The organism is Mycolicibacterium sp. Y3 (assembly GCF_051188035.1).
Taxonomy (GTDB): domain Bacteria; phylum Actinomycetota; class Actinomycetes; order Mycobacteriales; family Mycobacteriaceae; genus Mycobacterium; species Mycobacterium fluoranthenivorans.
The window spans coordinates 2,045,532-2,058,752 of sequence record NZ_JAVQLT010000001.1; the positions used below are offsets into that span (position 1 = coordinate 2,045,532).

Here is a 13,221-nt window from a genome sequence, read left to right on the forward strand (position 1 = left end):
TCGGTCGGCGCAACATCGAATCATGTTGTGCGGGTGAATCTGTGGATGGTTTCTGGAGCTGTGGATAACGTCTGATCTTGTCGGTGGTTCGTACTAGTGTTCGAGTCATGGAGGGTGTGGTCGAAGTGGAGGCGGTGCTCGACAAGTTGTCGGGCGCGGTGTTCGACGATGCCTCGGTGGCCGAGTTGCTGGATGTTCAGACCGTGTTGGAGCGGGTGTATCGGCGGGTTCCGGCGATTCAGCATCGGGTGATGGCGGCGGTGAAGGCCCAAGCCAGTCCGGCTGAGTTGGGTGCGCGGAGTTGGCGTGATGCGTTGGGGATCCGGTTGCGGCTCTCCCCGCAGGAGGCTGGCGCCGCCTGGCCGAAGGGGAACTGCTGGCCCCACGGCGGTCGGTGACCGGGGAGCCGTTGGCGCCGGTATATCCGGGCACCTCGGCCGCGCAGGCGCGCGGGGAGATCACCGGCGAGCATGTCCGCATCATCACCACGACCATGAAAAAGATTCCGTTCGCCGTGGATGAGCCGACCCGCGCCGATGCCGAGGCCCGGCTGGCCGGGTATGCGAGCGCCCATGATCCAGACACCCTGCGCGCGCTGGCCAAGCATCTGCTCGCCGTGCTGGACCCGGACGGGCCTGAACCGAATGAGGATGAGGATGCTGAGCGGGGTGCGGAGCGCCGGACGTTTGTGCTGGGTCCGCAGGACGAGGACGGCAACAGTGAATTCCACGGCACGGTAACTGCGCAGGGGCGGGCGTATCTGGAACCGGTGCTGGGCAAGCTCGCCGGACCCGGCATGTGCAATCCCGCCGATGAGTCCCCGTGCACCAGGGGCGCCCCGTCGCAGGAGGCGATCGACGCCGATACCCGCACCCGCGGGCAGCGTCAGCATGACGCGTTGATCACCGTCGCCCGCCATGCGTTGGCTTCGGGTGAGTGGGGTGAGCACAACGGGTTGCCGGTGACGGTGGTGCTGGGTGCGACCGTCGCCGATTTCGACGCCGCGACCGGGCACGCGGTCACCGCGGCCGGCAGCCGGGTGCCGATGCGTGAGGTCATCCGCATGGCCTCGCATTCGCTGTTGTGCCTGGCGGTGTTCGATGACGTGACCGGGCGGCCGCTGCATTTCGGGCGGACCCGTCGTTGCGCCAGTGCTGATCAGCGTCTGGTGCTCACCTACCGCGACCGCGGCTGCACGTTCCCCGGGTGCCGGGTCCCGGCCTATGGCTGCCAAACCCACCACGCGGTGCAGGATTTCGCCCGCGGCGGCAGCACCGATATCGACCAACTCGTGCTGGCCTGCGGCCCGCACAACCGCCTCGTCAAAGACGGCAGCTGGACAACCGTCCTCACCACCACCGGCCACGTCGAATGGATCCCACCACCACTACTGGACACCGGCCAAGCCCGCACCAACCTCTACCACCACCCCGAACAGATTCTGGGTGACGGACCGCCGGGCCAGGCCCAAGACGCGTCCGGGTGATCAGCCCGCCTCGACCTCGGCCTTGATCCGGTTGAGGGTGGTGGTCATATCCCGGATATTGCGCCGGGTCGCAACTGGCCGCCGAAGATACCGAACACGGTGTCGAGCAGGCCGGGCGTCATCCAAAACGACTCGGTGACGTCCGTGCCGTCACCGGCGTGGGCCAGGGCGTAATGCCAGTTGTTCACCGGCTTGTCCCCGGCTCGCAGGCGGTGACACGGCACGTCGTCCAGTAGATCGGCCCGATCTCGTTGCGCTTGACGTGCCCGCGGAACCGCGCATCCAGCGCGGGTCCGGTCGCGCCATCCAGCCATTCGGATTCGAACACCTCCGGTGAGTACTTGGGGGTGTTGCGAACATCGGCGATCAGATTCCAGACCTGGTCGGCCGGCGCGTTCATGTGTACGGTCACTGAACCTTTCATGGCGCGATCCTAGTCGGCCAGTTCGGCGCGCCAGATCGCCAGCTTGTCGGCGAAGCGCATGGTCTGCGCCGGACTGGTGGACGGCAACCGCACGGCGGGGACCGGGGTGACGCCGACCAGCCGCCGGTAGTTCGTCTCGGCGGCCGCCCCGTTGAACAGCACCCGCTCGATCGACGGATGCTGGGTGAAGAAGGCCGCAAAGTCGTTGGGCACCATGCTGTCGCGCTGCACCGCCGAATCCAGGCTGCCTTGGCGGATACAGGTCCGCAGCACATCCCACACCGCGATGCCGTGCGCCAGCAGCGACTCCACCCGCTCCGGGTACGGCGCGTCCGCGGTGAACCCGTACACCTGACCGGCGATCCGCCAGAACGCGTTGCGCGGGTTGCCGTAGTACTCGGCCGCCGCCAGCGACATCACGCTGGGCATATTGCCGCAGATCAGCAATCGGGCGCCGGCACCGACCAACGGTGGCAGCCCGCGCAGGACGTCGGTCATTCCAGCCACGATCCCACACCGACGATCCCGTACCGCTACGTTGACGTCGTGGACTCTCCAGACATCGCCGACCTACTCGACGGGCTCGAGGGGGACGCGCGGGCCGAGCGCGCCGAGCTGATCGAGTGGCTACTGGAGCAGGGCATCACCACCGGCCAGATCCGTGATGCGTACTCACCGATGCTCCTGGCGTCACGACGGGTACTCGGGGATGACGGCACGCTGGTGTCGGCGCGTGAGATCTGCGAGTCGACCGGCATCGATCTCGATCTGCTGCGGCGGATCCAGCGCGCCATCGGACTACCGCAGTCCGACGATCCGGACGCGCGGGTCCACCCCGCGATCGACGGTGACATCACCTCGTATGTCGTCAAGTTCATGGATCTGGGCTTCGATGAGGAGCGCATCGTGGCGGTGATCAGGGTCATTGCCGATGGTCTGGCCAAGACGGCAGAAGCCATTCGGTTCACCGCGCTCTCGGCGATGATGGCCGCCGGCGCCACCGAACTGGAGATCGCCAAGGCCTCCGAAGCCCTGCTGCGCCAAGCCGATCCGCTGCTCGGGCCGATGATCCAGGACATGCTTCGGCTGCAGTTGCGCCACACCATGGAGACCGAGGCGGTGACGGCAGGGGAACGCGCCAAGGGGCTGCCGCTACCCGGCGCCCGGCCGGTGGCGGTGGCCTTCGCCGATTTGGTCGGCTTCACCCGACTCGGCGAGGCGGTGCCGCCCGAGGAATTGGAGGACCTGGCGCGCCGCCTGGTCGACTTGACCTACGACGTGGTCGTGCCACCGGTGCGGTTCATCAAGTCGATCGGCGATGCCGTGATGCTGGTCAGCCCGGACCCGGTGCCGTTGTTGGTCACGATGCTGGCTCTGGTCGATGCGACCGAGGCGGGCGAGGATTTCCTGCGTCTGCGTGCCGGCGTGGCCACCGGTATGGCGGTCAGCCGGGGCGGGGACTGGTTCGGCAGCCCGGTCAACCTGGCCAGCCGTATCACCGGCGTCGCACGGCCGGGTTCGGTACTGGTGTCCGAGGCCGCCCGCGACGCCATCGGCGACGATGCCGGGTTCGAGTGGTCCTTCGCCGGTGCACGGCGACTCAAGGGCATCAAGGATGACACCAAACTGTTCCGGGCGCGGCTACCGAACAGGTGAAAACCGGCGCAGCCGTAGGCTGTTCGTCACCACGAACACCGAGCTGAACGCCATCGCCGCGCCGGCGATCAACGGGTTCAGCAGTCCCAGCGCAGCCAGCGGCAGCGCGGCCACGTTGTAGGCGAACGCCCAGAACAGATTGCCCTTGATGGTGCGCAGGGTGGCTCGGGACAACCTGATCGCGTCGGCGGCGGCGCGCAGATCGCCACGCACCAGCGTCAGGTCCGACGCCTCGATGGCGACATCGGTGCCGGTGCCCATCGCCAGACCCAGATCGGCCTGCGCCAGCGCGGCGGCATCGTTCACGCCGTCGCCCACCATCGCCACCACCGCACCGCCAGCCTGCAGCCGCTTGATCTCGGCCACCTTGCCGGCGGGCAGCACCTCGGCCACCACCTGCTCGATACCCAGTTGTGCGGCAACGGCTTCGGCGGCGCCACGGTTGTCGCCGGTCAGCAGGACCGGAGTCAGGCCGAGAGCCCGGAATTGGGCGATCGCCTCGGCCGCGGTGTCCTTGATGGTGTCGGAGACGATGATGACCGCGCGGATACGTCCGTCGGCGGCGAACCATACCGGGGTGCGGCCCTGGGTTTCGGCCGCCTCGGCGGCGGAACGCAGATCGGCCGGGACCGTCATGGCCCACTCCTCGGACAGCCAGGACACCCGGCCGGCGGCCACGGCCCGGTCGTCGACGACGCCGCTCACCCCGCGTCCGCCGTGATTCTCGAACCCGTCCACCGGCGGCAGTGTCCCGCCGGCGTGCTCGGCGATCGCGCGGGCGATCGGATGCTCGGAGGCATGCTCGAGAGCACCTGCCAGCCGGACGATTTCGGCCTCGGATTCGCCATCGACGACGTGTACCGCGACCACCGACATCCGACCCGTCGTGACGGTGCCGGTCTTGTCCAGCACCACGGTGTCCACGCGGCGGGTGGACTCCAGCACCTGCGGGCCCTTGATGAGGATGCCCAACTGCGCTCCCCGGCCGGTACCGACGAGCAGTGCGGTCGGCGTGGCCAGTCCCAGCGCGCACGGGCAGGCGATGATGAGCACCGCGACGGCGGCGGTGAAGGCAGCGGCCACCGAGCTGCCGATCAGCAACCAGCCCGCCAAGGTCAGAAGGGCCAACCCGATCACGATCGGCACGAAGACCGCCGACACCCGATCCGCCAGCCGCTGCACGTCGGCCTTACCGCTCTGCGCCTCGCTGACCAACCGGGCCATCTGTGCCAGCTGGGTGTCCGAACCGATGTGGGTGGCCCGCACCTCGAGCCGTCCGCCGACGTTGACGGTCGCCCCGACCACGGTGTCGCCCGGACCGACCTCGACGGGCACCGGCTCGCCGGTCAGCATCGACGCATCGACGGCCGACGTGCCCGCGGTAACCGTGCCGTCGGTGGCGATCTTCTCGCCCGGGCGCACCACGAACACATCGCCGACCGCCAGTTGTGAGGTCGGGATCCGCACCTCGCTCGTCCCGTTGCGCAGCACCGCGACATCCTTGGCGCCCATATCCAGCAGGGCCCGTAGCGCTGCCCCGGAGGTGCGCTTGGCCCGCGCCTCGAAATACCGTCCGGTGAGCAGGAACGTCGTGACGGCGGCCGCCACTTCGAGGTACAGGTGCGGCGCACCGCCGCGGGACACCCACTCGAAGGGCATCTTCATACCCGGCATCCCGGCATGGGTGAAGAACAGCGCCCATACCGACCACAGGTATGCGGCGCTGACGCCCACCGAGATCAGCGTGTCCATGGTGGCGGCGCCGTGCCGCAGGTTGGTCCACGCGGCCCGGTGGAACGGCCAGGCGCCCCACACCACCACCGGCGACGCCAGCGTGAAGGCCAGCCACTGCCAGTTGGTGAACTGCAGTGCGGGAATCATCGACAGTGCCACCACCGGCACGCTCAGGGCGGCGCTGATCAGCAGCCGTTGCCGCCACTCGGCGGACTCGTCACGTTCGGGGGCGGCCACAGGTTCCGGTGAGGGCAGGCTGGCGGAGTAACCCGTCGACTCGACGGCCGCGACCAGATCGTCGGGGCTGACGGTGTCGGGGAAGTCGACGCGGGCCTGCTCGGTGGCGAAGTTCACGGTGGCGTGAACGCCGTCGATCCGGTTGAGTCGCTTCTCGATTCGCGCTGCGCAGGAGGCACACGTCATCCCGCCGACGTCGAGGGTGAGGGTGCTCATGCTGCCTCGTAACCGCAGTCCTCGATGGCGGCAGTCACGGCTTTGCGATCGGGGTAGGTGCCGGGTGTGCCGGAGACGGTGACGGTGCCGGCGCCGAGGTCGACCTCGACTCCGGTGACGCCGGGCAGCGGCTGTACCGCGGCGGTGATGGCCGAGACGCAGTGGCCACAGCTCATACCCTCGACATTGAGAACGATGTTCATGCCCCCATGGTATACCGGTAGGGGGTATGGGTAAACGGTCACGTCCGGCCCAGCGATGTGAGGAGAGATATGAAGAAGACAGCGGCAGTGATTGCGGCAGCGGTTGCGGTGCTGGCGGGCTGTAGCAGCCAGCCCAGTGCGACGAGCCACGACGGCACCGCCGGCCATGACCACCCCAGTTCGGCATCGGCCGGTGCGGGTGCCACCGCCCATGACGATGCCGACGTGATGTTCGCCCAGATGATGATTCCGCACCACACCCAGGCGGTTCAGATGAGCGACATCCTGCTGGCCAAGCAGGGCGTCGACGCCCGGGTGGTTCAGCTCGCCACCGAGATCAAGGCCGCGCAGGCCCCCGAAATCCAGCAGATGCAGGGCTGGCTCACGTCCTGGGGCAGCCCGGCGATGGCGCCGATGAACCACGATTCGATGCAGGGCATGGTCTCCGAGAAGGACATCGAGGCGCTGCGCAACGCCCCCGGCCCGGAAGCCGCCAAGCTCTACGTCACCCAGATGATCGCGCACCACGAGGGTGCGATCACCATGGCTCAGGACGAGATCGCCACCGGGCAGTACGGCCCGGCGATCGAGTTGTCCCACGCCATCGTCGAAACTCAGCAGAAGGAGATCGACACCATGAAGGCGATCCTCCAGACGCTGTAGCGACCGGTCACTGAACCGGGACGGTGATGCCCTCCGACGGCTGGACGATCACGAAGCCCTGACCGGCGAAAGCCACCTGCAGCGCCTCGCCGGAACCGCGCCCGATCAGCGCGCTCGCCTTGAAGCTGGTCTTCAGCGAGGTCTGCAGGTTGGCCGACCATGCCACCACCGCATTGGTGTCGGCGAAGGTCGGCGCTTCGGCGGCATTGAGCACCACCGGTGGCCCATCGGTGGTCAGGGCCACCCAGCCGGTGCCGCGGAGTGTCGTGTTGAACAGGCCGCCGGTGGCGATGCTGCCGCCTTTGACCCGCTCGATGTTCCAGTCCAGGCTCGATGAGAAGGCCAGCACGTTCTTGCCGCTGATCGACAAGCCGGAGTTGTTCAGATGCAGCAGGTGCACATCGAAGGACTGCTCGGCCAGGAACACATCGCCCTGGCCGGCGACCCGCATCAAGGGCAGGCCCTCACCGGTCAGTGCCTTCTTGAGGAATTTCCCGGCGCCGCCGCCCTCGTAGGTGAACTCGACATTGCCCTGGTAGGCCACCATCGCACCTTGGCGCGCCAGGAACGGTTCACCGACGCGCACGCGCAGCAACTTCTTGTTCTGGTTGGCGACGGCGGCCGATTCCTTCTCGCTGAACCGTCCGTCGACCAGATCGCCGGTGATACCGGTGAATCCGTCGCCGGCAGGGGGCGTCACCGGCTGCGGTGGCGCCGGCTGCTGCTGCACGGGCGGCGCGCCCAACGGTGCGGCGTGCACCTGTCCTTGATGTGAGACCTGATCGGTCCACTTCTGTCCGTCCCACCACCGGTATTCGAACCGGCCCTCGGGATCTCTGAGCCACTGACCACTCACCGTATCTCCTCAAATTCCCCAGAATTCGGCACGTGCTAGAGCCACCTTAGGCTGGCATTCTTTGTTGATGGCAGGAGACGAGCTCGATCGGGTGCGGGCCAAGAGTGCCCTTGCAGTGGCCAGGCAACATCCGGGCATGGTGCTGTTTCTCGTATCGCCGGCGGTCATCGCCGTTGCCGCGGTGTGGTGGCTGGCCGGTGCCGGGTGGGCCGGGCTGCTGTTGGTGGCCCTGGTGCTGGCCGGCGGTGCGGCAGTGCTGCTCAAGCGGTAGGTAACAGCCGCGTTGTTCACCGTCGGTGAACTGCGCCCACATGCCTTTGTAACGGTGTAATCATGTAATCATGAGGACACATCATCATCATCGAGATCACGGGCACCGTGCCCCGCGCGACGCCGCGGAAGCCGCCGACTGGTTCGCCGGACGGCTGCCCGACGGCTGGTTCGCCGGCGATCCGGACGTCGTGGTCGACCGCGAAGAGATCACCGTCATCGGCCGGTTGCCCGATACCGACGGCGAGGAGAGCACATCGCGGCTGTCGGGCCGTGCCGCGAAGTTCCGCGAGGAGACCCGCGGCGAACGCATGCGGATCGCCGACGAGGCGCAGGATCGCTTCGGGCGCAAGGTCTCCTGGGGCGTCCGGGCCGGCGAGGAGCGAATCCTGTTCACCCACTTGGCCGTACCGGTCATGACGCGGCTGCGCCAGCCCGAGCGTCAGGTACTGGATACCCTGGTCGACGCCGGTGTGGCCCGGTCCCGTTCCGACGCGCTGGCCTGGTCGGTACGTCTGGTCGGTGAGCACACCGACGAATGGCTGTCCAAGCTGCGTGCGGCGATGACGGCGGTGGACGATCTGCGGGCCGAGGGACCGGGGCTCTAGTCCTGGCGGCCGCGACCGGGGCTACATCTGACTCAATGCCCAGTACTCGCCGCGGCGGTCCAGCAGGTCGGCGTGGGTGCCCTGCTCCACGATGCGGCCGTCCTCGATCACCACGATCCGGTCGGCATCGCGGATGGTCGACAGCCGGTGGGCGATGATGAAACTGGTCCGGTCCCTGCGCAACTCGGCCAGTGCCTGCTGGATGAGCAGTTCGGTACGGGTATCCACGGAGCTGGTCGCCTCGTCGAGAATCAGCAGCTGCGGGCGGGCCAGCACCGCGCGTGCGATGGTGATCAGCTGTTTCTCGCCGGCGCTGAGACGGCCACCGTCATCGCCGACCCTGGTGTCGTAGCCGTCGGGCAGGCCGGCCACGAACCGGTCGACAAAAGCGGCGCGGGCGGCGTCGTGCACCTCGTCCGGTCCGGCGCCGGGGCGGCCGTAGGCGATGTTGTCGTAGATACTGGCGCCGAACAGCCAGGTGTCCTGCAGCACCATGCCGATCCGCGAGCGAAGCATCGCCCGTGGCATCGACGTGATATCGGTGCCATCCAGCAGGATCCGGCCCGAATCCACGTCGTAGAACCGCATCAGCAGGTTCACCAGGGTGGTCTTGCCCGCGCCGGTCGGCCCGACGATGGCGACCGTGGTCCCGGGCTCGGCGACCAGCGAGAGGTCGCGTAGCACCGGGGTGCCGGGCCGGTAGCCGAAGGTGACCCGGTCGAATTCCACCCGGCCGACGGTGGGTGTCACCGGCGGAGGCGGGGGATCGGGAGCCTCTTCGGGGGCATCCAGGACATCGAAGATCCGCTCTGCGCTCGCGATCCCGGACTGCAGGGTGTTGTACATGGCGGCCACCTGGGTCAGCGGCTGGTTGAACTGGCGCACGTACTGGATGAACGCCTGGATGCTGCCCAAAGTGATCTGGCCGGTCGCCACCTGGACGCCGCCGACCACCGCCACGGCCACATAACTGAGGTTGCCGATGAACGTGGTGGCCGGCCCCACGAGGCCGGACAGGAACTGCGCGCCGGTGCTGGAGCGGTAGACATCGTCGTTGAACTCGGCGAACTGTGCGCAGGCGTGGTCGCGGTGGCCGTAGGTCTTGACGATGGTGAAACCGCTGTAGGTTTCCTCGATGTGGGCGTTGAGCCGGCCGGTGTTCGTCCACTGCGCGACGAACAGCTTCTGCGAACGGCGGGTGATGGCCCGCGTTGCCAGCAGCGACAGCGGCACAGTCAGCACGGTCAGCAGGGCCAGCAGCGGTGAGATGGTCAGCATCATCGCCAGCACGGCGATGACCGTCAGTGCCGCGGTGAGCAACTGACTGATCGACATCGCCAGCGAGGACTGCACATTGTCGACGTCATTGGTCACCCGGCTGAGCAGTTCACCGCGCTGACGGGCATCCACGTAGGACAGCGGCAGCCGGTGCACCTTGTTCTCGATATCGGTGCGCAGCGTGGCGATGGTTCTTTGCACGACGACGTTGAGAATCCTGGCCTGGACCCAGACCACCAGTGCGGCAACGAGATACAGTCCCAGGGCGAGCAGCAGGGTGCGCCCCACCGCGCCGAAGTCCACACCGTGACCGGGTATCACGTTCATGCCCGAGAGCAGGTCGGCGAATGTGTTGTCACCCCTGGCCCGGGCCGCCTCGATCGCCTGTTCCTTGCTGATCCCAGCGGGGAGTCCACGCCCGATGACCCCGTTGAACAGCAGGTCGGTGGCGTGGCCCAGAATCCGCGGACCGATCACCCCGATCGCGATCCCACACACGCCCAGCGCGATCACCGCCACCGTCATCCCGCGCAGCGGTGTCAGTCGCTTCACCAACCGGATCGCGGAACCCGTGAAATCCCTGGACCGGGCGGCCGGTGGTTGCGGCATACCGCGCATGGGTCGGGTCATGTGGTCACCGACTGGGAGTCGACGAACTCGGCGTAGGGCGGGCAGTCCCGCAGCAGCGAGGAGTGCGTGCCCGTGCCGACCACCCGGCCGGCATCGATGACGATCACCTGATCGGCACCGGCCACGGTGGAAATCCGCTGCGACACGATGATCACCGTCGCGTCCGCCGACGCTTCGCGCAGCGCCGCACGCACCCGTGCATCGGTGCGTACGTCCAGCGCGGAGAAGGCATCGTCGAACAGGTACACCGCGGGCCGCCGGATCACCGCCCGCGCGATGGCCAGCCGCTGCCGCTGACCGCCGGAGAAGTTGATGCCGCCCTGGGCGACCCGCATCTGCAGGCCGTCGGGGTCGGCCCGGACGAAATCGTCGGCGGCCGCGACCCGCAACGCGGTCCACATATCGTCCTCGGTGGCGTCACTGCGTCCGTAGCGCAGGTTGTCGGCGATCGTCCCGGTGAAAAGGTAGCCGCGCTGGGGCACCAACCCGATTGCCGACCACAGGGTTTCGGTGCCGTAGTCCCGGATGTCGAGTCCGTCGACCAGCACCGCGCCGGCGGTGACGTCGTACTGGCGGGCGATGAGCGACACCAGTGTCGATTTGCCCGATCCGGTGCTGCCGACGATGGCTGTCACGGTGCCCGGCCGGGCGGTCAGCGAAACCCCCTGCACGACAGGTCGGTCCGCGCCCGGGTAGCTGAAGGTGGCTCCGCGCAAGGAGACTTCGCCACGGAGCGCGTCGACGCGCACCGGATGCGCGGGGTCAGTGATCTGTGGATGGGTGCCCAACACCTCGGTGATGCGTTCCGCGCACGCCGACGCGCGGGGCAGCAGCACCAGCAGCAGGGTGGCCAGCAGTACCGCCATCAGGATCTGCATGAAATAGGCCAGGAACGCGATCAGCGAACCGACCTGCATCTGCCCGGCGTCGATGCGGTGCCCGCCGAACCAGATCAGTGCGACGCTGGACACGTTGATCACCAGGGTGGTCACCGGCAGCATCACGGCCTGCCACCGTCCGGCGGTGATCGCGGTGTCCGCCAGCGCCCGGTTTGCCTCGTCGAACCTGCTGCGCTCCAGCGATTCCCGGGCGAAGGCCCGCACCACCCGGATACCGGCCATCTGCTCGCGCAGCACCCGGTTGATCCCGTCGATGAGGCGTTGCATGGAGCGGAAGATCGGCAGCAGATGCCTGATCACGAGATAGTTGGCCAGCGCCAGCACCGGCACACTGATCAGCAGCAGCCAGGACAGGCCGGCGTCCTGGTGCACCGCCATCGCGATACCGCCGACACCCATGATCGGTGCGGTGATGAGCATGGTGGAGGTCATCTGCACCAGCAGCTGGATCTGCTGGACGTCATTGGTGGTCCGGGTCAGCAACGTCGGGGCACCGAACCGGGCCGTCTCGGTCGACGAGAAGCCGAGCACATGGCGAAAGATCGACGACCGCAGGTCGCGGCCGAAGCCGACACTGGCCCGGGAGCCAAAGAACACCGCGCCCACCGCGCACACCACCTGCAGGGCGGTCACCCCGAGCATCACGCCGCCGAGGCGGACGATCGCCGGGGTGTCGCCCTTGGCCACACCCTGATCGATGATGTCGGCGTTGATCGTCGGCAGATACAGCGACGCGAGGGTGCTGATCACCTGAAGCGTCGCCACGACGATGAGCAACCCGCGGTAGGGCCGCACGTACCGTCGCAGCAACGCCAAGAGCATCTGGTTACTGTCGCATACCGCCCTGTGTCCGCCGATCTTCGGCATGGGACACGAAAAGGCAGGTCAGTGCGCATGTCAGTGGTTCTGCGCCAGGCTGCCGCTACAGTGCATGTCGTGACGCCCAGACGAGGCCACCGCCGATTCAGCGGTCCCGCGAAGACATTGGTCCTTGTGACCGCCGCGGCCGCGCTCCCGTTGGTTGCCGCCTGCTCGAACTCGGACAGTCCGAGCTCGCCGCAGGTCCCTTCCAGTACGGCCGCGGCACCGCAGGCCAAGCACGGTCCGATCTTCCCCGAGTGCGGCGGCATCAGCGACCAGACGGTCGCGCAGTTGACCAAGGTGACCGGTCTGGTCAACACCGCGCGCAATTCGGTGGGGTGCCAGTGGCTGGCCGGTGGCGGCATCGTCGGCCCGCACTTCTCCTTCACCAGCTTCCGCGGCAGCCCCATCGGTCGCGAGCGCAAGACCGAGGAACTGTCCCGCGCCAGCGTCGACGACATCACCATCGAGGGACGCAGCGGTTTCATCGCGGTCGGGGAGGACCCCGTGCTGGGCAAGAGCTTGTGTGAGATCGGTATCCAGTTCGACGACGATTTCATCGAGTGGTCCGTCAGCTTCGCCGAGAAGCCCTATCCGGACGCGTGTGAGGTGGCCAAGGAACTGACCCGGCAATCGATTGTGAACGCCAAATGAGCCGCCGGGTTCTCGCTGCGCTGGCCGCTATGGCTTCAGTGGTCGCGGTGCTGGCCGGTTGCTCCTCGACGGTGGACGGGACGGCGGTGAAGGCCGGTTCGGGCGATGTGCCGCGCAACAACGACTCGCAGAAGACCTACCCGAACCTGCTGAAGGAATGCGACGTCCTCACCGAGGACATCCTGGCCAAGACCGTCGGGGCGGATCCGCTGGACATCCAGAGCACCTTCGTCGGTGCGGTGTGCCGCTGGCAGGCCGCCAACCCTGCGGGCCTGATCGACATCACCCGGTTCTGGTTCGAGCAGGGCAGCCTGGACAACGAGAAGCAGGTCGCGGACAAGCTGAAGTACCAGGTCGAGAACCGCGCGGTGGCCGGTGTGCCGTCCATCGTGATGAAGAACCCGGCGGCCAACGGCGCGTGCGGGGTCGCCAGCGATGCCAGCGGGGTGGTCGGCTGGTGGGTGAACCCGCAGACGCCGGGTATCGACGCCTGCTCGATGGCGCTGAAGCTGATGGAACTGACGCTGGCCACCAGCTCCTGACCAC

Annotated in this window: 14 protein-coding genes and 1 pseudogene; 8 read left to right on the forward strand and 7 right to left on the reverse strand. The window is 67.6% G+C overall.

Going from position 1 to position 13,221, the window contains the following annotated elements; all coding sequences use genetic code 11:
- Positions 1 to 107: 107 nt before the first annotated feature.
- Both QN239_RS10060 and QN239_RS10065 read left to right on the forward strand, forming a co-directional pair.
- Positions 108 to 398, forward strand: coding sequence for a hypothetical protein (locus QN239_RS10060; RefSeq protein WP_499009987.1), 291 nt, complete (start codon positions 108 to 110; stop codon positions 396 to 398).
- A complete protein-coding gene (locus QN239_RS10065) occupies positions 395 to 1,486 on the forward strand; it encodes an HNH endonuclease signature motif containing protein (protein ID WP_499009989.1) in 1,092 nt (363 codons plus the stop codon). The genes QN239_RS10060 and QN239_RS10065 overlap by 4 nt, the downstream gene beginning before the upstream one ends.
- Here the strand turns inward: QN239_RS10065 and QN239_RS10070 are convergent.
- Positions 1,487 to 1,910, reverse strand: a pseudogene (locus QN239_RS10070) (SRPBCC family protein). It lies immediately after the preceding gene.
- Positions 1,911 to 1,919: 9 nt separating this feature from the next.
- Entirely contained in the window at positions 1,920 to 2,408 is a 489-nt protein-coding gene (locus QN239_RS10075; protein ID WP_499009990.1) for a DNA-deoxyinosine glycosylase, read from the reverse strand.
- 48 nt (positions 2,409 to 2,456) lie between these two features.
- On the opposite strand from QN239_RS10075, the gene QN239_RS10080 reads away from it, so the two are divergent.
- Positions 2,457 to 3,566 carry an adenylate/guanylate cyclase domain-containing protein gene (locus QN239_RS10080; RefSeq protein WP_499009991.1) on the forward strand — a complete coding sequence of 370 codons (1,110 nt, stop codon included), beginning with the start codon at positions 2,457 to 2,459 and terminating at the stop codon, positions 3,564 to 3,566.
- Here QN239_RS10080 and QN239_RS10085 read toward each other — a convergent pair.
- Positions 3,552 to 5,753: a heavy metal translocating P-type ATPase gene (locus tag QN239_RS10085; RefSeq protein WP_499009994.1), complete on the reverse strand. Its 2,202-nt coding sequence runs from the start codon at positions 5,751 to 5,753 to the stop codon at positions 3,552 to 3,554. The genes QN239_RS10080 and QN239_RS10085 overlap by 15 nt on opposite strands.
- A complete protein-coding gene (locus tag QN239_RS10090; protein WP_499009997.1) occupies positions 5,750 to 5,956 on the reverse strand; it encodes a cation transporter in 207 nt (68 codons plus the stop codon). The genes QN239_RS10085 and QN239_RS10090 overlap by 4 nt, the downstream gene beginning before the upstream one ends.
- A gap of 69 nt (positions 5,957 to 6,025) precedes the next feature.
- Between QN239_RS10090 and QN239_RS10095 the strand changes: the two genes are divergently transcribed.
- Complete coding sequence (locus QN239_RS10095) at positions 6,026 to 6,619, forward strand: DUF305 domain-containing protein (protein WP_499009998.1); 594 nt, start codon at positions 6,026 to 6,028, stop codon at positions 6,617 to 6,619.
- Positions 6,620 to 6,626: 7 nt separating this feature from the next.
- On the opposite strand, the gene QN239_RS10100 is transcribed toward QN239_RS10095, so the two are convergent.
- On the reverse strand, positions 6,627 to 7,475 hold the full coding sequence (locus tag QN239_RS10100) for an AIM24 family protein (protein ID WP_499009999.1): 849 nt from the start codon (positions 7,473 to 7,475) through the stop codon (positions 6,627 to 6,629).
- 67 nt (positions 7,476 to 7,542) lie between these two features.
- On the opposite strand from QN239_RS10100, the gene QN239_RS10105 reads away from it, so the two are divergent.
- Positions 7,543 to 7,746 (forward strand): hypothetical protein, encoded by a 204-nt coding sequence (locus tag QN239_RS10105; RefSeq protein WP_187096551.1) that lies wholly within the window; start codon positions 7,543 to 7,545, stop codon positions 7,744 to 7,746.
- 70 nt (positions 7,747 to 7,816) lie between these two features.
- Positions 7,817 to 8,353: an ATP-binding transcription factor AbmR gene (gene abmR, locus QN239_RS10110; RefSeq protein WP_499010002.1), complete on the forward strand. Its 537-nt coding sequence runs from the start codon at positions 7,817 to 7,819 to the stop codon at positions 8,351 to 8,353.
- 21 nt (positions 8,354 to 8,374) lie between these two features.
- On the opposite strand, the gene QN239_RS10115 is transcribed toward abmR, so the two are convergent.
- The gene (locus tag QN239_RS10115; RefSeq protein WP_499010004.1) at positions 8,375 to 10,261 is read right to left on the reverse strand and encodes an ABC transporter ATP-binding protein; all 1,887 of its coding nucleotides are present in this window, start codon (positions 10,259 to 10,261) and stop codon (positions 8,375 to 8,377) included.
- Entirely contained in the window at positions 10,258 to 11,982 is a 1,725-nt protein-coding gene (locus QN239_RS10120) for an ABC transporter ATP-binding protein (RefSeq protein WP_499010005.1), read from the reverse strand. Before QN239_RS10120 ends, QN239_RS10115 begins: the two co-directional genes overlap by 4 nt.
- Positions 11,983 to 12,087: 105 nt before the next feature.
- On the opposite strand from QN239_RS10120, the gene QN239_RS10125 reads away from it, so the two are divergent.
- Positions 12,088 to 12,675 (forward strand): DUF3558 domain-containing protein, encoded by a 588-nt coding sequence (locus QN239_RS10125; RefSeq protein ID WP_499016688.1) that lies wholly within the window; start codon positions 12,088 to 12,090, stop codon positions 12,673 to 12,675.
- Positions 12,672 to 13,217 (forward strand): DUF3558 domain-containing protein, encoded by a 546-nt coding sequence (locus QN239_RS10130; RefSeq protein WP_499010007.1) that lies wholly within the window; start codon positions 12,672 to 12,674, stop codon positions 13,215 to 13,217. Before QN239_RS10125 ends, QN239_RS10130 begins: the two co-directional genes overlap by 4 nt.
- The last annotated feature ends 4 nt before the right edge of the window (positions 13,218 to 13,221 follow it).